The organism is Cellulomonas sp. PhB150 (assembly GCF_003755175.1).
Lineage (GTDB): Bacteria > Actinomycetota > Actinomycetes > Actinomycetales > Cellulomonadaceae > Cellulomonas.
Genome location: NZ_RKHX01000001.1, coordinates 901,387 through 922,456 on the forward strand (window position 1 = coordinate 901,387; position 21,070 = coordinate 922,456).

At 72.0% G+C, this 21,070-nt stretch carries 16 protein-coding genes; 5 read left to right on the top strand and 11 right to left on the bottom strand.

Annotated features, from left to right (window positions below; translation table 11 throughout):
- The first annotated feature begins 180 nt into the window (after positions 1-180).
- From EDF34_RS04300 to EDF34_RS04310, 3 genes are read left to right on the top strand one after another with little or no spacing between them, the layout of a single operon-like run.
- Positions 181-861 carry a 2-C-methyl-D-erythritol 4-phosphate cytidylyltransferase gene (locus EDF34_RS04300; RefSeq protein WP_123370079.1) on the top strand — a complete coding sequence of 227 codons (681 nt, stop codon included), beginning with the start codon at positions 181-183 and terminating at the stop codon, positions 859-861.
- Positions 861-1,580 (top strand): SDR family NAD(P)-dependent oxidoreductase, encoded by a 720-nt coding sequence (locus EDF34_RS04305; protein WP_123370080.1) that lies wholly within the window; start codon positions 861-863, stop codon positions 1,578-1,580. The genes EDF34_RS04300 and EDF34_RS04305 overlap by 1 nt, the downstream gene beginning before the upstream one ends.
- A complete protein-coding gene (locus tag EDF34_RS04310) occupies positions 1,577-3,331 on the top strand; it encodes a CDP-glycerol glycerophosphotransferase family protein (RefSeq protein ID WP_123370081.1) in 1,755 nt (584 codons plus the stop codon). Before EDF34_RS04305 ends, EDF34_RS04310 begins: the two co-directional genes overlap by 4 nt.
- 6 nt (positions 3,332-3,337) lie before the next feature.
- On the opposite strand, the gene EDF34_RS04315 is transcribed toward EDF34_RS04310, so the two are convergent.
- The 3 genes from EDF34_RS04315 to EDF34_RS04325 all read right to left on the bottom strand — a co-directional run bounded on the left by EDF34_RS04315 (position 3,338) and on the right by EDF34_RS04325 (position 9,110).
- Positions 3,338-4,588 (bottom strand): CDP-glycerol glycerophosphotransferase family protein, encoded by a 1,251-nt coding sequence (locus tag EDF34_RS04315; protein WP_158615040.1) that lies wholly within the window; start codon positions 4,586-4,588, stop codon positions 3,338-3,340.
- Positions 4,589-4,736: 148 nt separating this feature from the next.
- Positions 4,737-6,386 (bottom strand): carboxypeptidase regulatory-like domain-containing protein, encoded by a 1,650-nt coding sequence (locus tag EDF34_RS04320; RefSeq protein WP_148076574.1) that lies wholly within the window; start codon positions 6,384-6,386, stop codon positions 4,737-4,739.
- A gap of 120 nt (positions 6,387-6,506) precedes the next feature.
- Positions 6,507-9,110 carry an N-acetylmuramoyl-L-alanine amidase gene (locus EDF34_RS04325; protein ID WP_123370084.1) on the bottom strand — a complete coding sequence of 868 codons (2,604 nt, stop codon included), beginning with the start codon at positions 9,108-9,110 and terminating at the stop codon, positions 6,507-6,509.
- 149 nt (positions 9,111-9,259) lie between these two features.
- Here EDF34_RS04325 and rfbB point away from each other — a divergent pair, with 149 nt between their 5' ends.
- On the top strand, positions 9,260-10,255 hold the full coding sequence (gene rfbB, locus EDF34_RS04330) for a dTDP-glucose 4,6-dehydratase (protein ID WP_123370085.1): 996 nt from the start codon (positions 9,260-9,262) through the stop codon (positions 10,253-10,255).
- Between the two features lie 36 nt (positions 10,256-10,291).
- Here rfbB and EDF34_RS04335 read toward each other — a convergent pair whose 3' ends face one another.
- The 8 genes from EDF34_RS04335 to EDF34_RS04370 all read right to left on the bottom strand — a co-directional run bounded on the left by EDF34_RS04335 (position 10,292) and on the right by EDF34_RS04370 (position 19,900).
- Positions 10,292-12,373 (bottom strand): SpoIID/LytB domain-containing protein, encoded by a 2,082-nt coding sequence (locus tag EDF34_RS04335; RefSeq protein WP_158615041.1) that lies wholly within the window; start codon positions 12,371-12,373, stop codon positions 10,292-10,294.
- Between the two features lie 161 nt (positions 12,374-12,534).
- The gene (locus tag EDF34_RS04340) at positions 12,535-13,410 is read right to left on the bottom strand and encodes a glycosyltransferase family 2 protein (protein WP_123370087.1); all 876 of its coding nucleotides are present in this window, start codon (positions 13,408-13,410) and stop codon (positions 12,535-12,537) included.
- Positions 13,407-14,213, bottom strand: a complete 807-nt coding sequence (locus EDF34_RS04345) for a CDP-alcohol phosphatidyltransferase family protein (protein WP_123370088.1) — start codon at positions 14,211-14,213, stop codon at positions 13,407-13,409. Before EDF34_RS04345 ends, EDF34_RS04340 begins: the two co-directional genes overlap by 4 nt.
- Positions 14,210-15,436, bottom strand: a complete 1,227-nt coding sequence (locus tag EDF34_RS04350; protein ID WP_123370089.1) for a CDP-glycerol glycerophosphotransferase family protein — start codon at positions 15,434-15,436, stop codon at positions 14,210-14,212. The genes EDF34_RS04345 and EDF34_RS04350 overlap by 4 nt, the downstream gene beginning before the upstream one ends.
- A gap of 4 nt (positions 15,437-15,440) precedes the next feature.
- Positions 15,441-16,130, bottom strand: coding sequence for an NTP transferase domain-containing protein (locus tag EDF34_RS04355; protein WP_123370090.1), 690 nt, complete (start codon positions 16,128-16,130; stop codon positions 15,441-15,443).
- Entirely contained in the window at positions 16,127-17,407 is a 1,281-nt protein-coding gene (locus EDF34_RS04360; RefSeq protein ID WP_233575248.1) for a CDP-glycerol glycerophosphotransferase family protein, read from the bottom strand. Before EDF34_RS04360 ends, EDF34_RS04355 begins: the two co-directional genes overlap by 4 nt.
- A gap of 133 nt (positions 17,408-17,540) precedes the next feature.
- Complete coding sequence (locus EDF34_RS04365; RefSeq protein ID WP_123370091.1) at positions 17,541-18,740, bottom strand: CHAP domain-containing protein; 1,200 nt, start codon at positions 18,738-18,740, stop codon at positions 17,541-17,543.
- Positions 18,740-19,900 (bottom strand): CHAP domain-containing protein, encoded by a 1,161-nt coding sequence (locus EDF34_RS04370; RefSeq protein ID WP_123370092.1) that lies wholly within the window; start codon positions 19,898-19,900, stop codon positions 18,740-18,742. The genes EDF34_RS04365 and EDF34_RS04370 overlap by 1 nt, the downstream gene beginning before the upstream one ends.
- 126 nt (positions 19,901-20,026) lie before the next feature.
- On the opposite strand from EDF34_RS04370, the gene EDF34_RS04375 reads away from it, so the two are divergent.
- The gene (locus EDF34_RS04375) at positions 20,027-21,067 is read left to right on the top strand and encodes an acyltransferase family protein (RefSeq protein ID WP_158615042.1); all 1,041 of its coding nucleotides are present in this window, start codon (positions 20,027-20,029) and stop codon (positions 21,065-21,067) included.
- Positions 21,068-21,070: the final 3 nt, after the last annotated feature.

Consider the following 21,070-nt stretch of genomic DNA (forward strand, 5'->3'; position numbering starts at 1 on the left):
GAGCGGGCACGTGTGGTCGGGCCAATCTGTCGGGGATCGGGCGCCGGCCCGGTCGCACGGGGCGCCCGGACCGATGCCCCATACTAGACGCCGGGCAGGGTCGCACCGTCGCGACAGGTTCCGCCTGCGGCCGCGAGTCGCGCCGTAGCGTCTCGCCCCACGTACGTGAGAGGACTCTCGATGTACTCGTTGCTGCTGCTCAACGGCGGCATCGGCGCCCGAGCCGGAGCCGGCCAGCCCAAGCAGCTGGTCAAGGTCAACGGCCTGCCGATCCTGGTCTACTCGCTGGTCGCAGCAGATGCGGTCGACGAGATCACCCAGATCATCCTCAACTACCCCGACGGATGGCGCCAGCAGATCGAGGCGATCGTGTCCGCCTACGCGATCCGCACGCCCGTCGTCTACGTGCGCGCGGGCGCCACGCGCCACGAGTCGGTGCGCGCGATGCTCGACGCGGCGACCGAGGACGACGTCGTGATCCACGAGACCGCGCGCCCGCTGGTCACCTCGGCGGACTTCAGCACGCTGGTCGCCTCCGAGCACCGCAACGTCTCTCTCATGCTGGAGATCCCCTTCACGGTCGCGCCGGTCGATCCCGCCACGCAGCGGGTGACCGGCTACCTGGAGCGTTCGACGCTGCGCAACGTGCAGCTCCCGCAGAAGTTCTCGACGGCAGACCTGCGCGACGCGCACGCGTTCGCCGAGCGCGAGGACCGCCTGTTCACCGAGGACGCCACGCTCGTCGCCGTCGCGGGTCACGACGTGCGCTTCGTCCCGGGCTCCGACCGCAACATCAAGGTCACGACGCCGACCGACATCAAGCTGGCGACGTACCTGCTCACGGGCGGGGACGAGGAGTGATGTCCAAGACGCTCCTCGTGACGGGGGCCTCGCGCGGGATCGGCCAGGAGACGGTCCGACGCTTCCTGCAGGACTCGAGCCCGGAGAAGGGCACGGTCGACAAGATCGTGCTCGTCGCGCGCGACTCCCAGGACTACACCGACGCGCTCGCCGAGCTCGAGGCGGCCAACCCGCGGGGTGTGGAGCTGGCCGCCTACCGCGCAGACGTCGGCGACCGCGCCGCACTGCTCGAGCTCGTCGACCAGCTCGCCGAGGAGCAGGGCAACATCGACTTCCTGGTCAACAACGCGGGCTACACCAACCCGGTCCCGCTCCAGCAGGTCGACTTCACCGACTTCGAGCGCACCATGGCCGTCAACCTGTACGCGCCGTTCACGCTCGTGCAGGAGCTGCTGCACCGCGGCAACCACTTCGACCTGATCGTGAACATCGCCTCGACGGCCGGCATCACGGGCCGCTCGGGATGGCTCACCTACTCGGCGTCCAAGGCCGCGCTCATCAACATGAGCGAGGTCATGCGCGAGGAGCTCGCGATCTACGGCACCCGGGTGGTCTGCATCTCCCCCGGCCGCACGGCGACCGCCCTGCGCAGGGTGCTCGCGCCGACCGAGGACCCGACGACGATCATGCAGCCCGGCGACGTGGCGGCCGTCATCGAGATGCTCGCGTCGCCGGTGGGCAGGTACGTGGACTCGGCCAACCTCGTCGTCCGTCAATGAGAGCACTCGTCGGCCGGCTGCGTCTGCGGCTGCGGCCGGGCACGGCGGGCAAGGCCGTGCTCACGGGTCTCCTGAACGGCGTGGCCGTCCTCGCGGTCTGCGCGGCGGCGCTCGACCACACCGTGTGGGCGTTCGTCCTCGGCGGGGTGGTGCTCGGCGCGACTGCGGTCGGCCTGCGCCACCGGCCGCGCTCGCTGCGCCACCTCGGGTCGTGGGGCGCCGCGCGCACCCTCACCGCGGTCGCCGCGGTCGTGCTCGTCGCGCGGTCCGACCTGCCGGAGTGGACCGTCCTGATCGGCGCGACCCTGGCGGCGATCGTCGCGACCGAGCCGTCCGGGGCCCGCCTCTGGCGCGCCGCCGGGCGCCCTGTGCTGAACCTGCCGGGCTTCGACCTCGACCGTCCCTACGTCCGCAGCGGCGGGCTGGTCGTCGCCGCATCGGTCGCACTCATCGCGCTCACCGCCTTCGGAACCCTCTGGACCCCGGTCGCAGCGGTGGCGGCGGTCGGCACGGCGGTGGACACCGCGGTGATCGCCGCCTGGACGCTGCACGCCGTGCGCGACCGCTCCCGGCTCGGCGATGCCGTCGCGACAGCGCTCGAGGACTACGCGCCGCAGGTCATGCTCTACCTGTCCGGGCCGGCGGGGACCGAGTACCAGCTGCGGACCTGGCTCGAGCACATCGACGCCGTGGACCGACGGCACGTGGTCGTCGTCCGCGAGGCGCCGCTCGCCCAGGCAGTCGCCCGGCTGACGGACGCGCCGGTCGTCGCCGCGGGCACGCTCCAGGAGCTCGACCGCGTCCAGGTGCCGAGCCTGCGGGTCGCCCTGTACGTCAACAACGGGGCGAAGAACAGCCACAACGTGCGGTACCGCGACCTGGTCCACGTGCAGCTGCTGCACGGCGACAGCGACAAGCCGTCGAGCTTCAACCCGGTCGCAGCCATGTTCGACGCGATCTTCGTCGCAGGCCAGGCCGGCGTCGACCGGTACGCGCTGCACGGCATCGCGATCCCCGCGTCGAAGTTCCGGATCGTCGGACGCCCGCAGGTCCAGGACATCGCGCGCGCGGCGGGCGACCGTCGCGAGCACGTGCTCTACGCGCCGACCTGGACGGGGTTCCACGCGGACAACAGCTTCGGGTCGCTCGCCCACGGCACGCTGCTCGTCGGCGAGCTCCTCGCCGCGGGCTGGACCGTGACGTTCCGTCCCCACCCGTACTCGATCGCGGATGCCGCCTCTCGCCAGCACATCGCGGACGTCCACGCGATGCTCGACGCCGACACGGCACGGACCGGCCGTGCGCACGTGTACGGCGAGGCGGCCTCCGCCCTCGACCTGGTCGAGAGCTTCAACGCCTCCGACGCGCTCGTCGCCGACGTCTCCTCGGTGCCCGCGGACTACCTGTTCAGCGAGAAGCCGTTCGTGCTGGCCCGCATGGGGACGGCCGACGACGCCACGTTCCTCGCCGAGTTCCCGCTCGCGCGGGCGGCGTACGTCGCGCACGCCGACGACCGCGCGGAGGTCGCGGCCGCGGTCGCCCGCCTGAAGGTCGACGACATGGCCGGCGTCCGCGCCGAGCTGCGCCGCTACTACCTCGGCGACTTCCCCGTCGAGGGGTACGGCCAGGTGTTCGTCGACGCGGTCCGCGACCTCGTGGACGCGCCGCGGGACGACGGGCACGAGGCGACCGACGACGACGAGCTCGAGGCGCACGCGTTCGAGGCGGAGCTGGCCGACGACGAGGTCTGAGGCCCCTCAGGCGCGGGAGGGGTCCGCCTGCTCCGGCACGGCCCCGGCCGTCGGCGGCTCGCCGCCGGCGAGGATCGCCTCGCACGCCTCGAGGAACCGGCGCGAGGCCGAGCCGGGGCTGATGTCGCCGAGGTAGTACTCGGCGACCTCGCGGCGCGCGTCGGCGCGCTCGTCGAGCTCGACCTCGCGGCGCAGCAGGGCCGCGGCGTCGACGGCGCCGACGGAGGGGAGGCGCGTGACCGCCTGGGCCAGCGCGCCGCGCATCGCGGGGGTGTCCGCGTCGCCGGGCTGCGTGAGCACGAGGGGCCGGCCGGTGGCGAGCCAGTCGACCGCGACGGCCGAGACGTCGCACACGAGCACGTCCGCGGCGGCGAAGTCCTCCGCGAGCGGCCCGCCTGCGGAGATGCGCTGACCGGTCTCGGCCACGACGCTGCGGACGGCAGCGTCGGCCTCGCCGTACTCCGGGCTGCGGACGCCGGTGAGCGGGTGCGGGCGGTACACGAGGCGCAGCCCGGGGTCGGCGGCCACCGCTCGCGCGAGAGCGACGCCGTGGGTGGGCAGCGACCCGTAGGCCGCCGACGTCTGCGCCCCCTCCCACGTGGGCGCGTAGAGCACCGTGATCGGGTCGTCGTCACGGCGTGGCCGGGGTGCGGGCGCCGCCTGCGGCCTGCCGATGACGACGCAGCGCGCTGCCGCGTCGAAGTGCCGGAGGTGCGCGTCGAGCCGGTCCACCGCAGCCCGGCCCGCGACGAACGTGAAGTCGTACGCCTTGGCCTGGTTGGAGACGGAGACGACCTTGTCGCTGTCTCCGTGCAGCAGCGAGACGTGGGTCAGCGCCGCGAACCTCATGAGCGAGAAGTTCTGGACGTGGTGGTTCACGTAGAGGGCGAGCCGGGCGTCGCTGCCCGCGAGCACGTCGTCGAACGTCGCGTAGCGGGCGACCGTGACCACGCGCAGCCGCGTCAGCTCGCGCAGACGTCGCGCCGACCGGGAGTCGGCGGTGACGACCAGGACCGGGTGCGCCGCATCGAGCTGCTCGAGCACGGGCAGCCACTGCTCGAGCTGGTAGACGGTGTCCGCCGTGCTGCCGAAGTACACGACGACCTGCTCGGTCATCGGACCGGCGGCCACGAGCGCGGCGTCGTCACCACGGGCGTCGGGGACTCCGGCGGGCAGCAGGCCGAGCCGCTGGATCCACCGGCCACCGATGCGCCTGAACCTGCGGGCCACGGTGTCCGTGCGCGCGACTGTCGTCATTGCCATCCGTTCCGCTCGTGGGCACGTGGAGTCTAGTACCGGCAGGTTCGGGCCCCTCCGCCGCGGCGGCGGCTCCGGGCCATGCCTCCGGAGACGGGTCGAGGCCCGGTCCCGCGCAGGGACCGGGCCTCGACGTCGCTCGAGCGTGCTACTTGACCGTGACGGTCGAGACCTTCAGGGACTTGCCCTTCTTCACGGTGACCTTCTTCGCGGCGTTGTGGTACCCACCCGTGTACGGGTCGGTCACGCTGACCGTGGTCTTGCCGGGGGCGACGCCCGTGAGCGTGTACTTGCCGCTCGCGTTCGTCGTCGTGAACGCGCCACCCGCACTGACCGAGACGCCCTTGACGCCCTTCGACCCGTGCTTCACGTAGCCGGTGAGCGTCGAGCCCTTGCCGAGCGTCAGGTTCTTGGTGACGCTCTTGCCCTTCTTGACCGTGATCTTGGCGCTCACGGCGTAGTCCTTGCCGCCGTTCGGCGAGGCCCAGACGTAGTAGGTGCCGCTGATCAGGCCCTTGATCTTGTAGCGCCCCTTCGAGTCGGTCTGGGCGGCTCCGGCCTGCGTGCCCTGGCCGTCGGACAGGTAGACGTAGACGGCCTTGGCGGCCTTCTTGCCCGAGGACTTGACGACGCCCTTGACCGTCGTGAGCTTGCCGCGCGAGATCGTGCCGAAGCTCTTCGTCTTGCCGGCGGAGACCTTGACCTTCTTGGTCAGGTTGGTACCGTCCACGGCGACCGTGTACGTGCCGGCCTTGAGGCCCGCGAACGTCACCTTGCCGGAGGACGTGGGCTGCGCCCACGCGACGGGGAGCTTCTTCGAGTTGAGCAGCGAGACGCCCTGCGTGGTGACCTTGGAGCCGGCCGTCTTGACCTTGCCGGTGATCTTGGCCGAGCCGGCGGCCTTGAGCTTGATCGTCTTCGCGGTGCGGGCCGAGCCCTGGACCGCGGTGACCGTCGTGCTGCCCGTGACGTAGGTGGTACCGGACTGGCGGCCGGCGCTCACGCTGACCTTGCCCGACGGGAGCCCCGTCAGCACGTACACGCCCTTGGAGTTCGTGCCCGCGTAGGTGTAGCCGTACCGCGAGAGGTTGCTCGCGGAGACCTGGACGTTCTTCAGCGGCCGGCCCTTGGAGTCGACGACCTTGCCCGTGATCTTGGCGCCGACCTTGACGGCGATGCTCGCCGACGTCGTGACGCCGGACTTGACCGTGAGCACCTTCGCGTCGGGCAGGCGAACGGTGTTGCCGTAGTACGTCGGCAGGTAGTTCGTCCCGTAGGTCTGGGCGACGACGGTGTAGCTGCCGGGCTTGACGCCGTCCGTGGTGAACCTGCCCGAACCGTCCGTCTGGGCGTAGCCGTACTCCCCCTTCGCGCCGCCGACGCCCGTGAAGGAGAGCGAGACGTTCTTGAGCGGGCTGCTGCCGGCCTTCAGGGTTCCGGTGACCAGCGTGACGCCGGAGACCTTGACGGTCGTCGTGACGTCCGAGGCACCGACGGTCAGGGCGCTCGACGCGGCGTGGGACGCCCCGTTGGAGTACACCGTCGCCGTGGCCTTGTACGAGCCGGGGTCGACCAGCGAGAACGACGCCACCCCGGCCGCGCTGACCGACTCGCCGTCCACCCAGCTGTCGGTGCTGGTGTACAGCTCGACGTAGGCGTTCGGCAGCGGCGTGCCCGACGAGTTCGTGACCTTGACCGTCACGGTGTAGGCGCCCGCGGCCGTGGCGGGCGCGGCGCCCACCAGACCGAGGACGAGCGCCGCGACGACTGCCGCGGCGAGAGAGAGGGACTTCCTCACGGGATCTCCAGTGTTCTCGTGCGCCCCCTGGGTGTCCGGCGCTGGGTGCGACAAGGCTCCCAGGTCGCACCCACGTACCGGTGCAGCCGACCGGGTGATTGTTGCCCCAGGGCTCGGCGGTCAGCGTCCGAGGACGACCGCGGAGATACGCACGCGCTTGTGGTCGAGCGTGGTGAGGGTGACCGTGCCGCTCATCGCCCTCGGCAGGACGACGTCGACGTGGCGGTGCGCCACGTGCTTCGCCGACGCGGTCGACACCGTGCGGATCATCGTGGACCCGACCTTGATCTTGACCCGACCGCGGTCGGGCGCCGAGGCGACGATCAGCCGGATGGAGCGGACGCTCTTCGCCTTCGTGATCGTGAGGGTGCGCTTCGCGGTCGTCGCCTGGAAGGCGGCGTCACGGAACCATGCGTCGTTGTGCACGGTCTTCCATCCGGACGACCTCTTGACCAGTGCACTGGACACCGGCCGCGTCGCGGCGGGGAACGCCGTGATCGCGCTCGTGCCGCCCTTGCCGACCGTCCGGACCCCGACGACCCAGGTGCGGCCGGTCTGCGTCATCTTCTGCACGAAGGAGGTCGCGGTCGTCGTCCGCACCTTCGTCCACGACGACGGCAGCGTCGAGCCGTGGGCCGCCGTGCGGACGAAGACCTCGTACCTGGTCGCCCCCGGCACGCGCTTCCACCGGTACGTGGAGCTGGTCGTCTCGCGGAACGGCGCCTGCGACGCCGCGAGCGTGACCTTCGTCGGCTTGGCCGGCGGCAGCGTCCCGGTCCCGATCGCCTTCGACGCCACCGCCACGCGCGGGAACGCGAGGGCCGCGACGCGCACCGCACCGGTCCCCTTGACGGTCCGGACGGTCAGGGTGCCGGACACGGAGCGGCCGAGGTCGAGTCGAACGACCGAGCGCGCGCTGGCCGTCGACGCTCGCGTCTCGACGAACCCCAGTCGCGTCGACCCGACGCGTACCTCGAGCCTGCCGGTGGACGGTCCCCGCTCGACCTGGAGCACCACGGCACGGGCCTGCTTCACGCCCTTGACGGTCAGGACCGCTCCCCCGGCGGTGGCACGGTACGTCGGGTACCCGGCCGAGACGCTGCCGGACCACCCCGACGACCGCGCGACCGCGGACCAGTCGACCATCCGGGTCACCTGCCCGACCGTCGCGACCGTGCCGCGGCGGCCCTTCGAGTCGATGGCACGCACGGCGACGACGCGCGTACGGCCGGCATCTGTCGGCACGGAGGCGGACGTCGTCCGCACGGTCTTGAGCACGCTCCAGGCGCGCGCGTCGTCCATCGCGTAGCTCAGGCCCGACGAGCGCGTGAGCACCTGGTAGGACACCGCACCCTTGACCGCCGCCCAGCGGTAGGTCGACGAGGCCGACCACTGCACCGGCGCCTGCGTCGAGCTCGGGGCCACGACGGTCGGCGCCGCGAGGGCGGGAACGGGCTTGCCGTACTTCGCCAGCGCCGCGGTGACCTGCGTCTTCACGGCCTTGCGGATCGCGGGGAGCTTCTCGTACAGACGCCACCCGGGGCAGGCCGTGTAGTTCGTGTCCCGGTGGCCGAGGATCACCGGGACGGTGACCTTGGCGCCGCCCTTGGCGCGCGTGCCGCTGCCGGTGCTCGAACCGGTGATCAGCGTCGTCCTGCCCGTCGCGTCCAGGCCGTGCGCGTAGGCCTGCCACGCGAACACCTTCTCGATGGAGGCGACCATCGCGGCGGGCGGGTTGCCGTCCTGGAAGTTGCCCATCGCCGAGACGCCGATGGTCGCGGTGTTGTACCCACCGGCCTGCGCGCCGATCGGCAGGTCGTTGATCGCCTCGCGGCGGCCCTGGTAGACGGTGCCGAACCGGTCGACGAGGAACTGGTAGCCGATGTCCGGCCACCCGCGGCTGCCCGTGTGGAAGGCGTAGATGCCGCGCACGATCGAGGCCGACTGCGCCTTGGTGTAGCTGTTCGTCCCTGCGGTGTGGTGCAGGTACATCGCGGAGAGCTTCGCGGAGACCTCGGGCCACGCGCTGCCGCGCTTCTCGTTCGCGCCCCACTGCGCGCGGGTGACGATGCCCGGCCGGATGACGTCGCCGGTGGCGCCCTTCGCGGTCACCGCGGTCGTGGTGGTCGTCGTGGTCGTCGTCGTCGGCTCGGTCGTCGCCGTGCCGTCGTCGACGACGTCCAGCCGGAGCCCCGCGACGTCCGCCGCACCGTCCGCGGTCGCGACCCGCACCTGCGCGGCGTCGGCACCCGAGCTCACGACGGGCTCCGTGCCCGGCCGCTCCCCCGGCACCCCCGCGTCGACGACGTCGAGCTCCTGCCACGCCGTCCACGCGCCCTGCTCGCGGACGCGGACCGCCACCTGGGTCACGTCGACGTCCTGCCCGGCGTCCCAGGTCACGCCCGCGACGAGGAACCGGGCGGTCAGCGTGCGCGCGCCGAGCGCGACGACGTCCGCCGGGTCGACCGGCTCGGTGCCGGGATCGGTCGCGCTCGCCGACTCGCCCTGCGCGTCGTCGAACGCCGTGGCGTCCCGAGCCGCGGCGGGATCGATGCCGTCGACCGCGACGGTCGTCACCGTGGGATCGACGGGAGCCGGTGCGGCCAGCGGGGCCACCGCAGGCGACTCGACCGTCGGGGACGGTCCCGCGGCCGCCGCAGGCGACACGAACCCCGTCACCACCAGCGCGGGCGCGACGAGCACCCCGAACCATCGTCGACCCATGAGCCTGCCTCCCCCGTGGACGCCCGCACCAGGCACCAGACAGGCGGCGCGGACGCCGTCCAGAGTACGTGCGCCGTTAGAGTGAGGCCGTCCTGCGCCGGGCGTGTTCCATCGCCGGGCGGACGAATCGAATCCTCGCGGGAGCTCACGTGCGTGTCCTCGTCACCGGCGGTGCCGGCTTCATCGGCGCCAACTTCGTCCACCAGACCGTGCGCGAGCGCCCGGACGTGCACGTCACGGTCCTGGACGCCCTGACGTACGCGGGCGACGAGGCCAGCCTCGCCGACGTCGCCGACGCGATCACCTTCGTCCGGGGCGACGTCGCGGACGCCGAGGTCGTCGACCGCCTCGTCGCCGACGCGGACCTCGTCGTCCACTTCGCGGCCGAGTCGCACAACGACAACTCGCTGTCCGACCCCTGGCCCTTCGTGCAGACGAACGTCATCGGCACGTTCACGCTGCTCGAGGCCGTGCGCCGGCACGGGGTGCGCTACCACCACATCTCGACCGACGAGGTCTACGGCGACCTCGAGCTCGACGACCCCGCCAAGTTCACGGACCAGACGCCGTACAACCCGTCGAGCCCGTACTCCTCGACCAAGGCGTCCTCCGACCTCCTGGTCCGCGCGTGGGTCCGGTCCTTCGGGGTCCAGGCGACGATCTCCAACTGCTCGAACAACTACGGGCCGTACCAGCACGTGGAGAAGTTCATCCCGCGGCAGATCACCAACCTCGTCGACGGCGTCCGGCCCAAGCTCTACGGCACGGGCCAGAACGTGCGCGACTGGATCCACGTCGAGGACCACAACACCGCGGTGTGGGCCATCGTCGAGCGCGGCGAGATCGGCCAGACCTACCTCATCGGCGCCGACGGCGAGGTCGACAACAAGACCGTCGTCGAGACCCTGCTCGAGCTCATGGGCCAGGACCGCGACGCGTACGACCTGGTCAGCGACCGCCCCGGCCACGACCTGCGCTACGCGATCGACGCGACCCGCCTGCGTACCGAGCTCGGCTGGCGCCCGCAGTACGGCTCGTTCCGCGACGGCCTCGCGGCGACCGTCGAGTGGTACCGCGCGAACGAGGCCTGGTGGCGCCCCCGCAAGGACGCCACCGAGGCGAAGTACGCGACGCTGGGTCGCTGAGATCCACCAGCCGGTCGGCCCGCGAGGGCCGACCGGTCACTTGGGCTGGACGGCCTTGAACGACTTGATCCACGGTGCCTTGACGTAGCCCACCGCGATCGCGTTGAGCTTGCTGCGCAGCGCGTCGGACTTGCCGGTGATCGTCTTCGTCGCACCCGTCGAGGACGTCGCCTTCATCGACCTGATCCCGCCACCCGCGTAGGTGCCGACCGAGATCGCGACCACGTCGCGCAGGCCGAAGTAGGACCGGGCCGTCGCCTGCGTGAGCGACGCCGTCCACGCGATGTTCGGGTTGCCCGAGCTCGCCATCAGGCTCCACGGGTCGTCGACCGAGCGCTCGTACGGGACGACCGACGCCCAGACGTCCTCGCTGTTGAGCGTGCCGCCGCCCGACGCCGAGTAGTAGTGCGTCGCGACCGGCTTGCCGCCGTAGGTGACCAGCAGGCCGTTCGCGCCGGAGACCGTCTTGTCGACGGCCGCCTTCCAGAGCTTGCCGTAGACGGCGTTCGTGCCCTCGTTCTCCTTCTTCCACCCGGTGAAGTTCTGGTCCCGGATGTCGTCGACCAGGTGGCAGCCGCACGAGCTCTTGATGCCGGCCCGGTACTTGAGCAGCGCGTAGGACCGTGCGGTCACGACCTGGGCCTGCAGGGCCGCCGAGCCCTTCGTGCCCCACGACGAGGGCATCTCGGCGATCCCGTAGAGGTACTCCGTGTTGAGGTCCAGGTCGTTCACGACGTTGATGAAGCCGTTGATGACCGAGATGGTCAGCCGGCCGTGGCGGTAGGAGCCCTGCGCCCCGGCGACCGTCGCGTACGTCGTCGCCCCGCTCTTGGGGTAGTCGGACGTGCCCGTCCAGTACAGCCGCAGCACGGAGTCCTTGGAGGTCTTCCCGCCGTAGGTCACCGACGCGCTGCTGCCGTCGACCTTGAACGTCAGCGTCGAGTCCGTGGTCTTGGCGGCGACCGTGCTCCCGGCCTTGTTCTGCACCATCCAGCCGCCGCCGTTGACGCTCACCGCGACCGAGGTCTTGCGGTCGTCGTAGACGGAGTTGCTGGCATCCGGCCCGAAGACCTGGACGGAGAGCGGTGCGGTCGGCATCGCGGTCTGCGCGACGCTCACCCCCGTGTAGTACGTCTTGAGGATCGACGTGGCGGACTTGCCGGCCCGCGCCATCGCGTAGGCGCCGTACTGCGACATGCCGATGCCGTGGCCGAAGCCCGAGCCGTTGATCGTGAACGACGTCGGGATCACGGTCTTCACGCTGACCGTCACCGAGGCGCTCGAGACCTTGCCCGCCAGCAGCCGGTAGGTCCGCGTGACGAGGGGCTTGACGGAGACGGTCGCGGCGCCGGAGGTCACCTTCACGCTCTTGGCCGTCGTCCACGCGCCGCTGCCGATCCGCTGCTGCAGCACGATCGTGCCGTTCGCCTTCTTGCCTGCGGAGTACCAGACGATGCTGGCGGTGGTGGTGGCCTCGGAGGTCGTCAGGGAACGCGAGGAGAACGCGAGCGACGCCCAGTCGCGGTCGACCGTGACGGTGCGCGTCGCGCTGGGGGCCACGCCGGACTTGGCGAGCCGGTAGGACGTCGTCGTCGTCGGCCGCACCACGACCTTGGCCCCGCTGGCCGGCACCGCGAGGCGCGTGACCGACACCCAGCTCGAGCCCGACCGCCGCTGCAGGCTGACCGCTCCCGCGGTGGCCTTGCCGTTGTGCACGTACTTCAGGGACAGCGTCACCGCCGAGCCGACCTTGATCGAGGCCGACGTCGGGCCGAGCGAGAGCCAGTTCTTGACGACGGTCACCTTCTTCGAGGTCGACCGGTGCGCCGAGGTCGCCATGCGGTAGGTCGCGGTCGCCGTCGGCTTGATGGACACCGAGCCGCGGCCCTTGACGACCTTGACCTTCGCCACGGTCTTCCAGGTGGTCCCGGACTTGCGCTGCAGCTTGACGGTGCCGGTGGCGCCCGTCCCCCGGGTGAACCAGGTGGCCTTCATCGTCGCGGACGACCCGAGCCGGACCGAGGTCGGCGCGGTGAGCGTGTAGGCGGTCGTCGCCGCCTGCGCCGCCGCCGGCACGGCGACCGTGAGGCCCGCCATCACCAGGGTGGCAGCCAGCACGGACGCCAGGGTCCGCGTGACACGAGTGAACGAATGACGACTCCGGTGGCGCATGAGGCCCACTGTGACACGCTCCCGCGCTCTGCTTCCAGTCCCGTCCGTGCGGCCGGGAGGTTCTACCGGAAGATCGGCACGGACCTCGCCCTGATGAAGCGAAGCCGTCAGACGATCGGCGGCCGCCCGTGCGCGGTCATCCGGGCGACCGTGCGCCAGGACATGACGCGGACGTCACCCGGGTCCTCGGCGAACCCCTCGCGGAAGCCCGTGAACCAGACGCGCAGCGCCGCGCGGTCCGACCGGTCGCGCAGCACCTGCACGGCGGTCCACGTGCCCAGGTACAGCGGGCGAAGCACGACGGGCAGGTTGCGCCGCGCGAGCCAGACCCGGTTGCGGCCGTTGAGCCGCTGGCTCACGGCATGGCGCGAGGGGTCGGTCGCGGGATGGTGCATCTCGACGTCGCCCATGTGCCAGACCTCGAAACCCTGGTCCCACACCCGCCACGCGAGCTCGATGCCCTCGTGCGCGTAGAAGAAGGCACCCGCCCAGCCACCGGCACCCTCGAAGGCGTCGCGGCGGACCGCGGTGACGCCCTCGGTGACGGAGAAGATCGGGCTGGACCGGCGAGGGTCACCCTTGCGCAGCCGGCGCACCCAGCGACCCGGCGACTCCGAGCCGTCGGTGGCGGTCAGCAGGGCCTGCGCCATCCCCAGCTTCGGGCGGCGGGCGAACCGCTCCGCCATGGTCCGCAGGGCGGTGGTGGACGGGATCACGGCGTCGTCGTCGAGGAAGAAGACGAGCTCGCCCGTCACGTGCGCGGCCCCGACGTTGCGGCCCTCGGGGATGCCAAGGTTCTCCGGCAGCGCGAGCGCGCGCGCACCGTCCGGCAGCCCCGTGGGCTCCCAGCCGTTGCCGACGACGAGGACGTCGAGCTCGACGCCCTCCTGGGCGAGCGCGGAGTCGACCGCGATGGTCAGGTCCACGGGTCGGTTGCCCATGGACAGGACGACGACGCCGATGGACGGCAGGGCCCGGCTCATGCGCGCAGCCGCGAGGACGTGAGGATCGCCAGCACGTGGCCGAGCCCCGTGACGACGACCGCGACGATGAGGCCGATCAGGGTCCAGCGCGTGACGTCGTCGCCCCCGACGAACGCGTCGACGATCGCCGCGAGCGCGATGACCGTCGCGAGCTCGACCGCGTGGAACAGCCGGTGGAACGGCACGAACCGCGCCGCCCGACGCAGGCGCGCCACTCCCCCGACTCGCGGCGCCGCCACCTCGGCCGCGTCCTTGGCGGGCGGCAGGCCGCCCTGCGCGCGGGAGGAGACGACGAGGTCGTTGACGACCTTGTTGAGCAGCAGCAGCGTCGCGAACAGCCCGCCCCACGTGGTCCACACGAGGTTGTCGCCGATCTCGCCGAACCCGCCAGCGGCGCGCACGCCGAGGGCCAGGGCGATGAGCGCCTCGGTCGTGTAGTGCGCGAGCTTGTCGATGAAGATGCCCACCGGTCCGGTCGTCTGCCGCCAGCGGGCGACCTCGCCGTCGGAGGAGTCGACGACCATCTGCAGGTGGCAGAGCACCACGGCGAGCACCGCGAGCGGCCAGCCGGGCACGGCGACGGCCACCGCGGCCAGCCAGCCGATCGCGAGCATCACCCAGGTGACGGCGTTCGCGGACATCCCGAGGCGCAGGGCGACCAGCGTCAGGTAGGGCGAGATGCGCCGGCCGTAGACGTCGGCCGTCCAGTGCTCGGCGTTGCGCCGCTTGCGGATCGCGTCCGGCTGCCCGACGCGGCGGATGTCCGCCACGGTGGGCCGGGAGTTCGTGGTGTCGTGAGTCATGCCCGTCCTCGTTCGGTGCGCAGGTCGTCGCGCTCGCGCACGACGCGGTCGCACTCGGCGACGAACCGCGCGGTGGCACCACCGACGGTGCCGAAGTAGTACTCGACGAGCGCGGCGCGCTCGTCCGCCGTCGGGTCCAGCTCGACCTCGCGCGCGACGAGCTCGGCCACCTTCCCCACGTCCTGCGCCGCCAGGCGCGGCACGGTCGCGAGCAGCCGGGTCGCCGCGACGTCGGCGGTGCCCGGGGGCATGGTCACCACGAGCGGCCGGCCCGTGGCCAGCCAGTCGAAGGCGATCGCCGAGACGTCGGTCACCATGACGTCCGCACCGCCGAAGGTCTGGTGGGGATCGCGGTGGGAGTCGACCCGGTTGCCGGCCCCGGCGGTGGCGACGGCGGCGCGGATCGACGCGTCGGCGGACGCGTACCGGGCGTCGGTCACGCCGGTGCGTGGGTGCGGCCGGTAGACGACCCTGAACCGTGGGTCACCGACCAGCGCCTCGACCAGGGCCACGCCGTGGCTGAGCACCGAGGAGTAGGCGCTGGCGGCGTCGCTGCCCTCCCACGTCGGCGCGTAGAGCACGACGATCGGGTCGAGCGTCCCGCGCACCCGCGGGCCGGTCGCCAGCGAGTCGAGCTGCGGGCGCCCGACCGGCACGGCGTGCGCCCGCGCGTCGAACCGCATGAGCTGGTCGGCAAACCTGTCGACCGCACCCTGCCCGGCCACGAACGCGTAGTCGTAGGCCTTGATGACGTTCGACGCCGCGACCCTCTTGTCGCTCTCCCCGTGCGAGAGGAAGACGTGCAGGACGCTCGGGGTCCGCAGCGCCCCGAGGTTGCCGTTGTCGTGAGCGACGTAGCAGAACAGGGCCGCGTCCGACCGTTCGGCCATCGCGTCCAGCGTCGCGGCGCGTCCCACGGTCACCACGGGCAGCGTCTGCTCGGAGGCGACCGCGCGCGCGGCCCGGGAGTCCGCGCAGACGATCAGCACGCCGTGCACCGCATCGAGCGCGAGCAGCGCGGCGTACCACTGCCGCAGCTGGTAGAGGTTCTGCCGCGTGCCCCCGAAGTAGACGAAGACGCGCTGGTCGACGGTGCGCCGCAGCAGTGCCGCGTCGTCGCCGAGACCGTCGGGCGTGCCGGCGGGCAGCAGACCGAGACGGCGTACGGCTCGCCCGCCCCAGCCGCGTACCCGTCGGCGCACGCGCACCTTGTCGACACCCATGCGCTCAGACGTACTCGTTGGCGCGCGCGAGGTCCTCGGCGAAGTCCACCTCGACGGCCCACAGGTCGGAGATGTCGACGGGCACGAACTTGATGCCGTCCTGCTGGATCGCGAGCTCGATGCCCCGCTCGAAGTAGTCCTGCTCGCCGACCTCGTCGAGCCGCGCGATGAGCGCGGCCTTGTCCGGCGCCGCGACGTAGTTGATGCCGACGGCCTCGCCGAGCGCGTCGGCGACCTGCTTCGAGAGCTCGTCGATGAACCCGTCCGCGTCGACCGTGTACTTGACCTCCTCCTCGGCCACCGCGGCGGTGTTGACCGCGACGAGGGACCGCTCCTGGGCGAGGTAGGGCTTGAGGCGGTCCAGGATGGCGGGGTCGAACACGACGTCCCCGTTGAGCCACAGCACCCCGCCGTCGCCGGACGCGCGCAGCGCGCGCAGCAGGCTCTTGGACGTGTTGGTGCGGTCGAACTCCTCGTTGTAGACGAAGAGCGAGCGGGGGTGCGCCTCGAGGATCATGTCGAGCTTGAAGCCGACGACCGTGTAGAGCTGGACGTCCTCGAACGCGGCCCGGATCTTGGCGACCTGCTGGTCCATGATCGTGGTGCCGTCCCGCAGCGGGGTCAGCGGCTTCGGGAACGGGCGGCCCAGCCTCGTACCCATGCCCGCAGCGAGGATCGCCACCTGCGTCGTCATTGAGAAGTCACTCCCCGGTCGTCACCCGTCCACCCGGCGTTCGGTGCCCTGCGATCGTAGTCGTCCACGCCCTCGGCCCGGGCCAGCAGCGCCTGCGCCCGCTCACGCACGACCTGGTCGGCTGCGGCCAGGAACCGCGCCATCGCGGCACCCGGCGTCGTGTCGCCGAAGTAGTCCTCGACGATCTGCGCGCGGCCCGCGCTCTCGCCGGCCAGCTCCTTCTCGATCCGGGTGACCACGTGCGGCGCGTCCGCTGCGTCGAGCGTCTCGATGCGGTCGGCCAGCGAGCCGGGCGCGATCACGGCCTCGGGCGAGGCCGGCTGCGCGAGCAGCAGCGGCCGCCCGGACGCGAGCCAGTCGAACGCGACCGCGGAGACGTCGGTGACGCACACGTCGGCCGCACGGACGTGCCACCCGAAGTCGGTGTCCCGGTCCACCACGTGCCCCGCCGACGGGTCGTGGCGGTTCGCCTGCTCGAGGAGCGCGCCGAGCGCCCGGTCGGCCCGCGCGAAGGCGGGGTCGAAGGCCCCGGTGCGGGGGTGCGGGCGGTACACGACCCGGAACCGCCCGTCGTCGACGAGCGCCGCGAGCATCGCGGCCCCGTGGCTGACCAGGGACGAGTACGCCATCGACGGTCGGTCGCCCTCCCACGTCGGCGCGTACAGCACCACCGTCCGACCGTCGTCGGGCAGGGCCGGCCCGGCGTGCTCCACGTCGACCTGCGGTCGACCGACGGGGACCAGACGGTCCGCCGGCAGGTCGAAGACGTTCGCGCCGATCCGCCGGACGGCCGCGGGGCCGGCGACGAACACCCGGTCGTAGGCCTTGAGCTGGTTGGAGGCCATGTACGCCTTGTCCGACTCCCCGTGCGAGAGGAACACGTGCGCCTGGTCCGCGAACCGCATGACCGCGAAGTTGCGACGGTTCTGGTTCACGTAGAAGAAGGTGGCCACCTGCTGCGTGGCGAGCCAGCGCTCGAGCCCGGCGATCGTCGAGATGGGCAGCACGGGGAACGGGCTCTCGTCGAACAGGGCGAGCGTCGCATCGGGCGACCGGGTCACGACGACGACCGGGTGCTGCTCCGCCAGGCGCCGCAGGGGCTCCAACCACTGCCGGACCTGGTACAGGTTCACGGCGCTGTCGGCGAAGTAGAGCACGACGCGCGCGTGGCCCTCGGGCACCCGGGGCCGCCTCGCGGCTGCGCGCACCATCTGCCGGTACGCCCCGCGTCGACGGATGACCCGGCGCACCTTGGCCAGGTCGGACGTCACCTTCACGATCAACTATCGGCTCCTTGAGGGCGACGTGGGCGGAAGCGCACCAGGCTAGCCGTCCGGCGAGCGGGCTGCCGGAGCGGTCCCGTCCCGCCGCGGCGCGAGCCGGGCGACCCCGAGGAGCCGGGCACGGCACTCACCAGTCGGGCTCCGCGTAGAACAGGATCTTGGAGGCCGGCCGCGTGTGGACGTACACGCCGCGCTTGTCCGTGAAGCGAGACCCCGACGACGCGTTGCCCTCGAGCACCGTGACGGTCCCGCCGGAGCGGCTGATCAGCACGCCGACGTGCGACGCCTTCTTCGGCGACGCGTTGCGGAAGTCGAAGAACACGAGCGTTCCCGCGTGCGGCTTGTGGGTCTTCGACCGAGGGCTGAACGTCGTCAGCCGGTTCTTCACGGCCGCGACGAAGCCGGGGAACGTCGTGCGCGCCGGGACCGCCCCGGGGTTGCCCGCCGCGGCCGCGACCCAGGCCTGGAACGTGCCGCACCAGGCCTCCTTCGCGCCGATCCAGGTGTTGTACTTCGAGCCGCGCCACGACGGCTCCTTGTAGCCGACCTGCGACCGCGCCGTGGCGAGGTACTCGGCCCGGCGCGACGAGCCGGCCTGGTAGAAGGCCTTGGACTTGGTGGCGTTCTGGTAGGCCGCGACCTTGCTGAACTGCTGCACGCACCCCGACTCGAGCACGACGCACCGGGCGTCCCGGCGGGGGACGCCGAACGTGCCGGTCGGCCCGCCGGTCGCCGCGTACCGGGTGCGGATCTTGCCGGGGACGAACCAGGTCCGCTTGGTCCCCGCGCGCACCACCTCGACGAGGGTGCCCTTGGCGTAGGCGCGGTAGCGGACGGACGTCACCGTCGTGTCGCCCACCTTGGCGACCTTGCCCGACGACAGCCGCTTGAGGGACGACGTCGCCGCACCCAGCCGTGAGCCGAGCAGCTGCGCCCGGTTCTCCAGGGTCTGCCCGGCGCTCGTGCGCTTCACGGGCAGGTCCTTGCCGCGGACGGCACCCGTCCCGGACGTCCGCACGTAGTAGCGCGCGGACGCGTCGGGTGCCGCCGGGATCGAGAAGCCGCCCGTCGCGCTCGTCCGCGCCGACGTGACGAGCACCTTGCGCCCGGAGGTGGGGATCTTGACCAGCTGCACGGTCGTCCGCGGCACGGCCTTGCCGTTCTTCTTGACATGACCCGTGAACCACAGGCCCTCGCCGATGCGGAACGTCGAGGCACTCACCTTCGAGGTGATGACCACGGTCGCCGCGGCGGCCGGCATCGCGCCGACGAGTCCCGTGACCGCGAGCGCGAGCACGCACCCGGCGGCGGTGACGAGGCGCCGCATCAGTACCTCGGGTAGGCGTAGTAGAGGGGCATAGAGCGCGGACGCTCCTTCTGGTACACCCCGCGACCGTCGCTGGCGCCGGGGGTGCTCGTGTTGCCCTCGATCGTCACGATGGTCTTCGAGCGGACCTCGACCACGAGGCCGACGTGGGTCGCGGCGGTCTTGCCGTCGAGGATCGTGTCGTAGAACACGAGCGCGCCGACGCGCGGCGTGCTCCCGAGCTTCTCGTTCTTACGCACGTCGGCGAGGAAGCTCGCCCACCGGGCGTGCTGCGGGATGACCCAGGTGTTCCCGGAGGCCGCCGCCGCCCAGGACTGGAAGACCGAGCACCAGGCGCCCGTGCGCCCGGCCCACTTGTTGTACTTCGAGTTGTTGTAGGACGTCTGCTGGTACCCGACCTGCGACTTCGCCGCGGCGATGATCTCGACCTTCCGGCCGGTACCGCGCACGACCACGGCCGCCTTGTTCTTGTTGTCGTAGATCGCGCCACCGGTGAACCGCTGCACGCAGCCGCTCTCGAGCAGGCCGCACTTCGGGTCGGCCAGGGGAACGCCCAGCCACCCGGTGGGGCCGCCCCGCTTCCGGTACGCCGTGAGGATGTCGCCGTAGACGAGCCAGCTCCGCTGGGTGCCCGAGGCCTTCGTCACCTGGACGAGCATGCCCTTCGTGAACGAGCGGTAGCGGACCGACTTCGTGCCCTTCACCGTCGCCGACGCCGTGGAGCCCTTCGCCGTGCCCAGCCGGGACCCGAGGATGTCGGCACGCTGCCACAGCCCGCGCTTCCCGCCCGTGATCTCGATGGACCGCCGGGCGCTGGCCACGCCCGCCGCCTTGGCGAGCACGCGGTAGGTGTGCTCGGCGGCGGGTCGCTGCCGGATGGAGAACGTGCCCTTCGACGACGTCGTCGACGTCGCGACCGTGGTCCACGTCGAGCCGCTGCGGCGCTGCAGGGCCAGGCTCCGGCCCGTGGCGGCCTTCCCGCCCGCGGTGACCTTCCCGGAGAACCAGACCATCTCGCCGCGGCGGACCTGCTGGCTGCTCACGGACATCGTGACCACCGTCCGGCCTGCCGCCCCGGCGGGCGGTGCGAGCACCGTCAGCCCCGAGGCCACCAGGATCGCGACGATCGTCATGACGCTCCACCGCTGCTTCGTCACCATCGGAACACCCTGAACGACGTGAGGACGGACGGCAACCCCTCGGGCCCGTCGAGACGACCGCGCGCACCCCACCGGTCGTCGGCGCCGAGGCTGGCGCAGCCGAGCCGCACCGCCTAGATTCCGGCCGTGAGCAGCAACGAGGTGACCGTCGTCCGCGAGCGGGACCCGTACTGGGACAACGCCAAGGCCATCCTGGTCACGCTCGTCGTCGTCGGGCACGCGATCCAGCCCGCGGCCGCGCACGAGCAGGTCGGGGCCGACGTCCTCTACCGCTGGATCTACCTCTTCCACATGCCGGCGTTCGTGCTCGTCGGCGGCTACCTGTCCGCGAGCCTGACCCGGCGCCGTGCGGGCCTGCTGGCGGTCGGCCTCGTCGTCCCGTACCTGATCTTCCAGGTCGCCCAGGCGGTGGAGCGGGCGGTGATCGACGGCGAGCAGCCCGACCTGACGCGGCTGCTCGTCCCCCGCTGGACGCTCTGGTTCCTCGTCGCCATGGTGCTGTGGCGCCTCTCGGCGCCGCTGTGGCTGGCGCTGCGACCCACGGTGGCCGTGGTGGGTGCGGTCGCGCTCGCGGTCGTGGCCGGGCTCGGCAGCGGTGTGGGCCACGCCCTCGCGCTCGACGACACGCTGGGCTACCTGCCGTTCTTCGTCGGTGGGCTTCTCCTGCGCGAGCGCGGCTGGCGTCCGCCGGCCACCACGAGCGCGCGCTGGCTCGCGGCAGGAGCGCTCGTGCTGGCCCCCGTCGTCATCGCCCTGACCCGCGACTCGTACTCGCGGTCGGTCCACCAGCTCGGTTTCGCAGCGACGGCGACCGACGACGGCAACCTGTCGGCGTCGGCGCTCCGCCTGCTGCTCCTGGGCGCCGGCGCCGTCCTCACGCTGGCCGTGCTCGTGCTCGTGCCGCGCGGCGGGCACGCCTGGACGTCGGTGGGGCGCTGGTCGCTGTACGTCTACCTGCTGCACGCCCTCGTGCTGATCCCGTTCCGCGAGGGCGAGCGGCTGGGCCAGGTCGGGGCGCTCGGCGTGGTCGTCGTCGTCGTGCTCTCGGTAGCCCTGACCCTGGTGCTGGCCAGCCGCCCGGCCCGGGTCCTCACCTGGTGGGCGGTCGAGCCCACGTGGACCGGCCGGCTCCTCGTCCGGCCGTCCGAGGGCCCCGAACCCCGGTAGCCC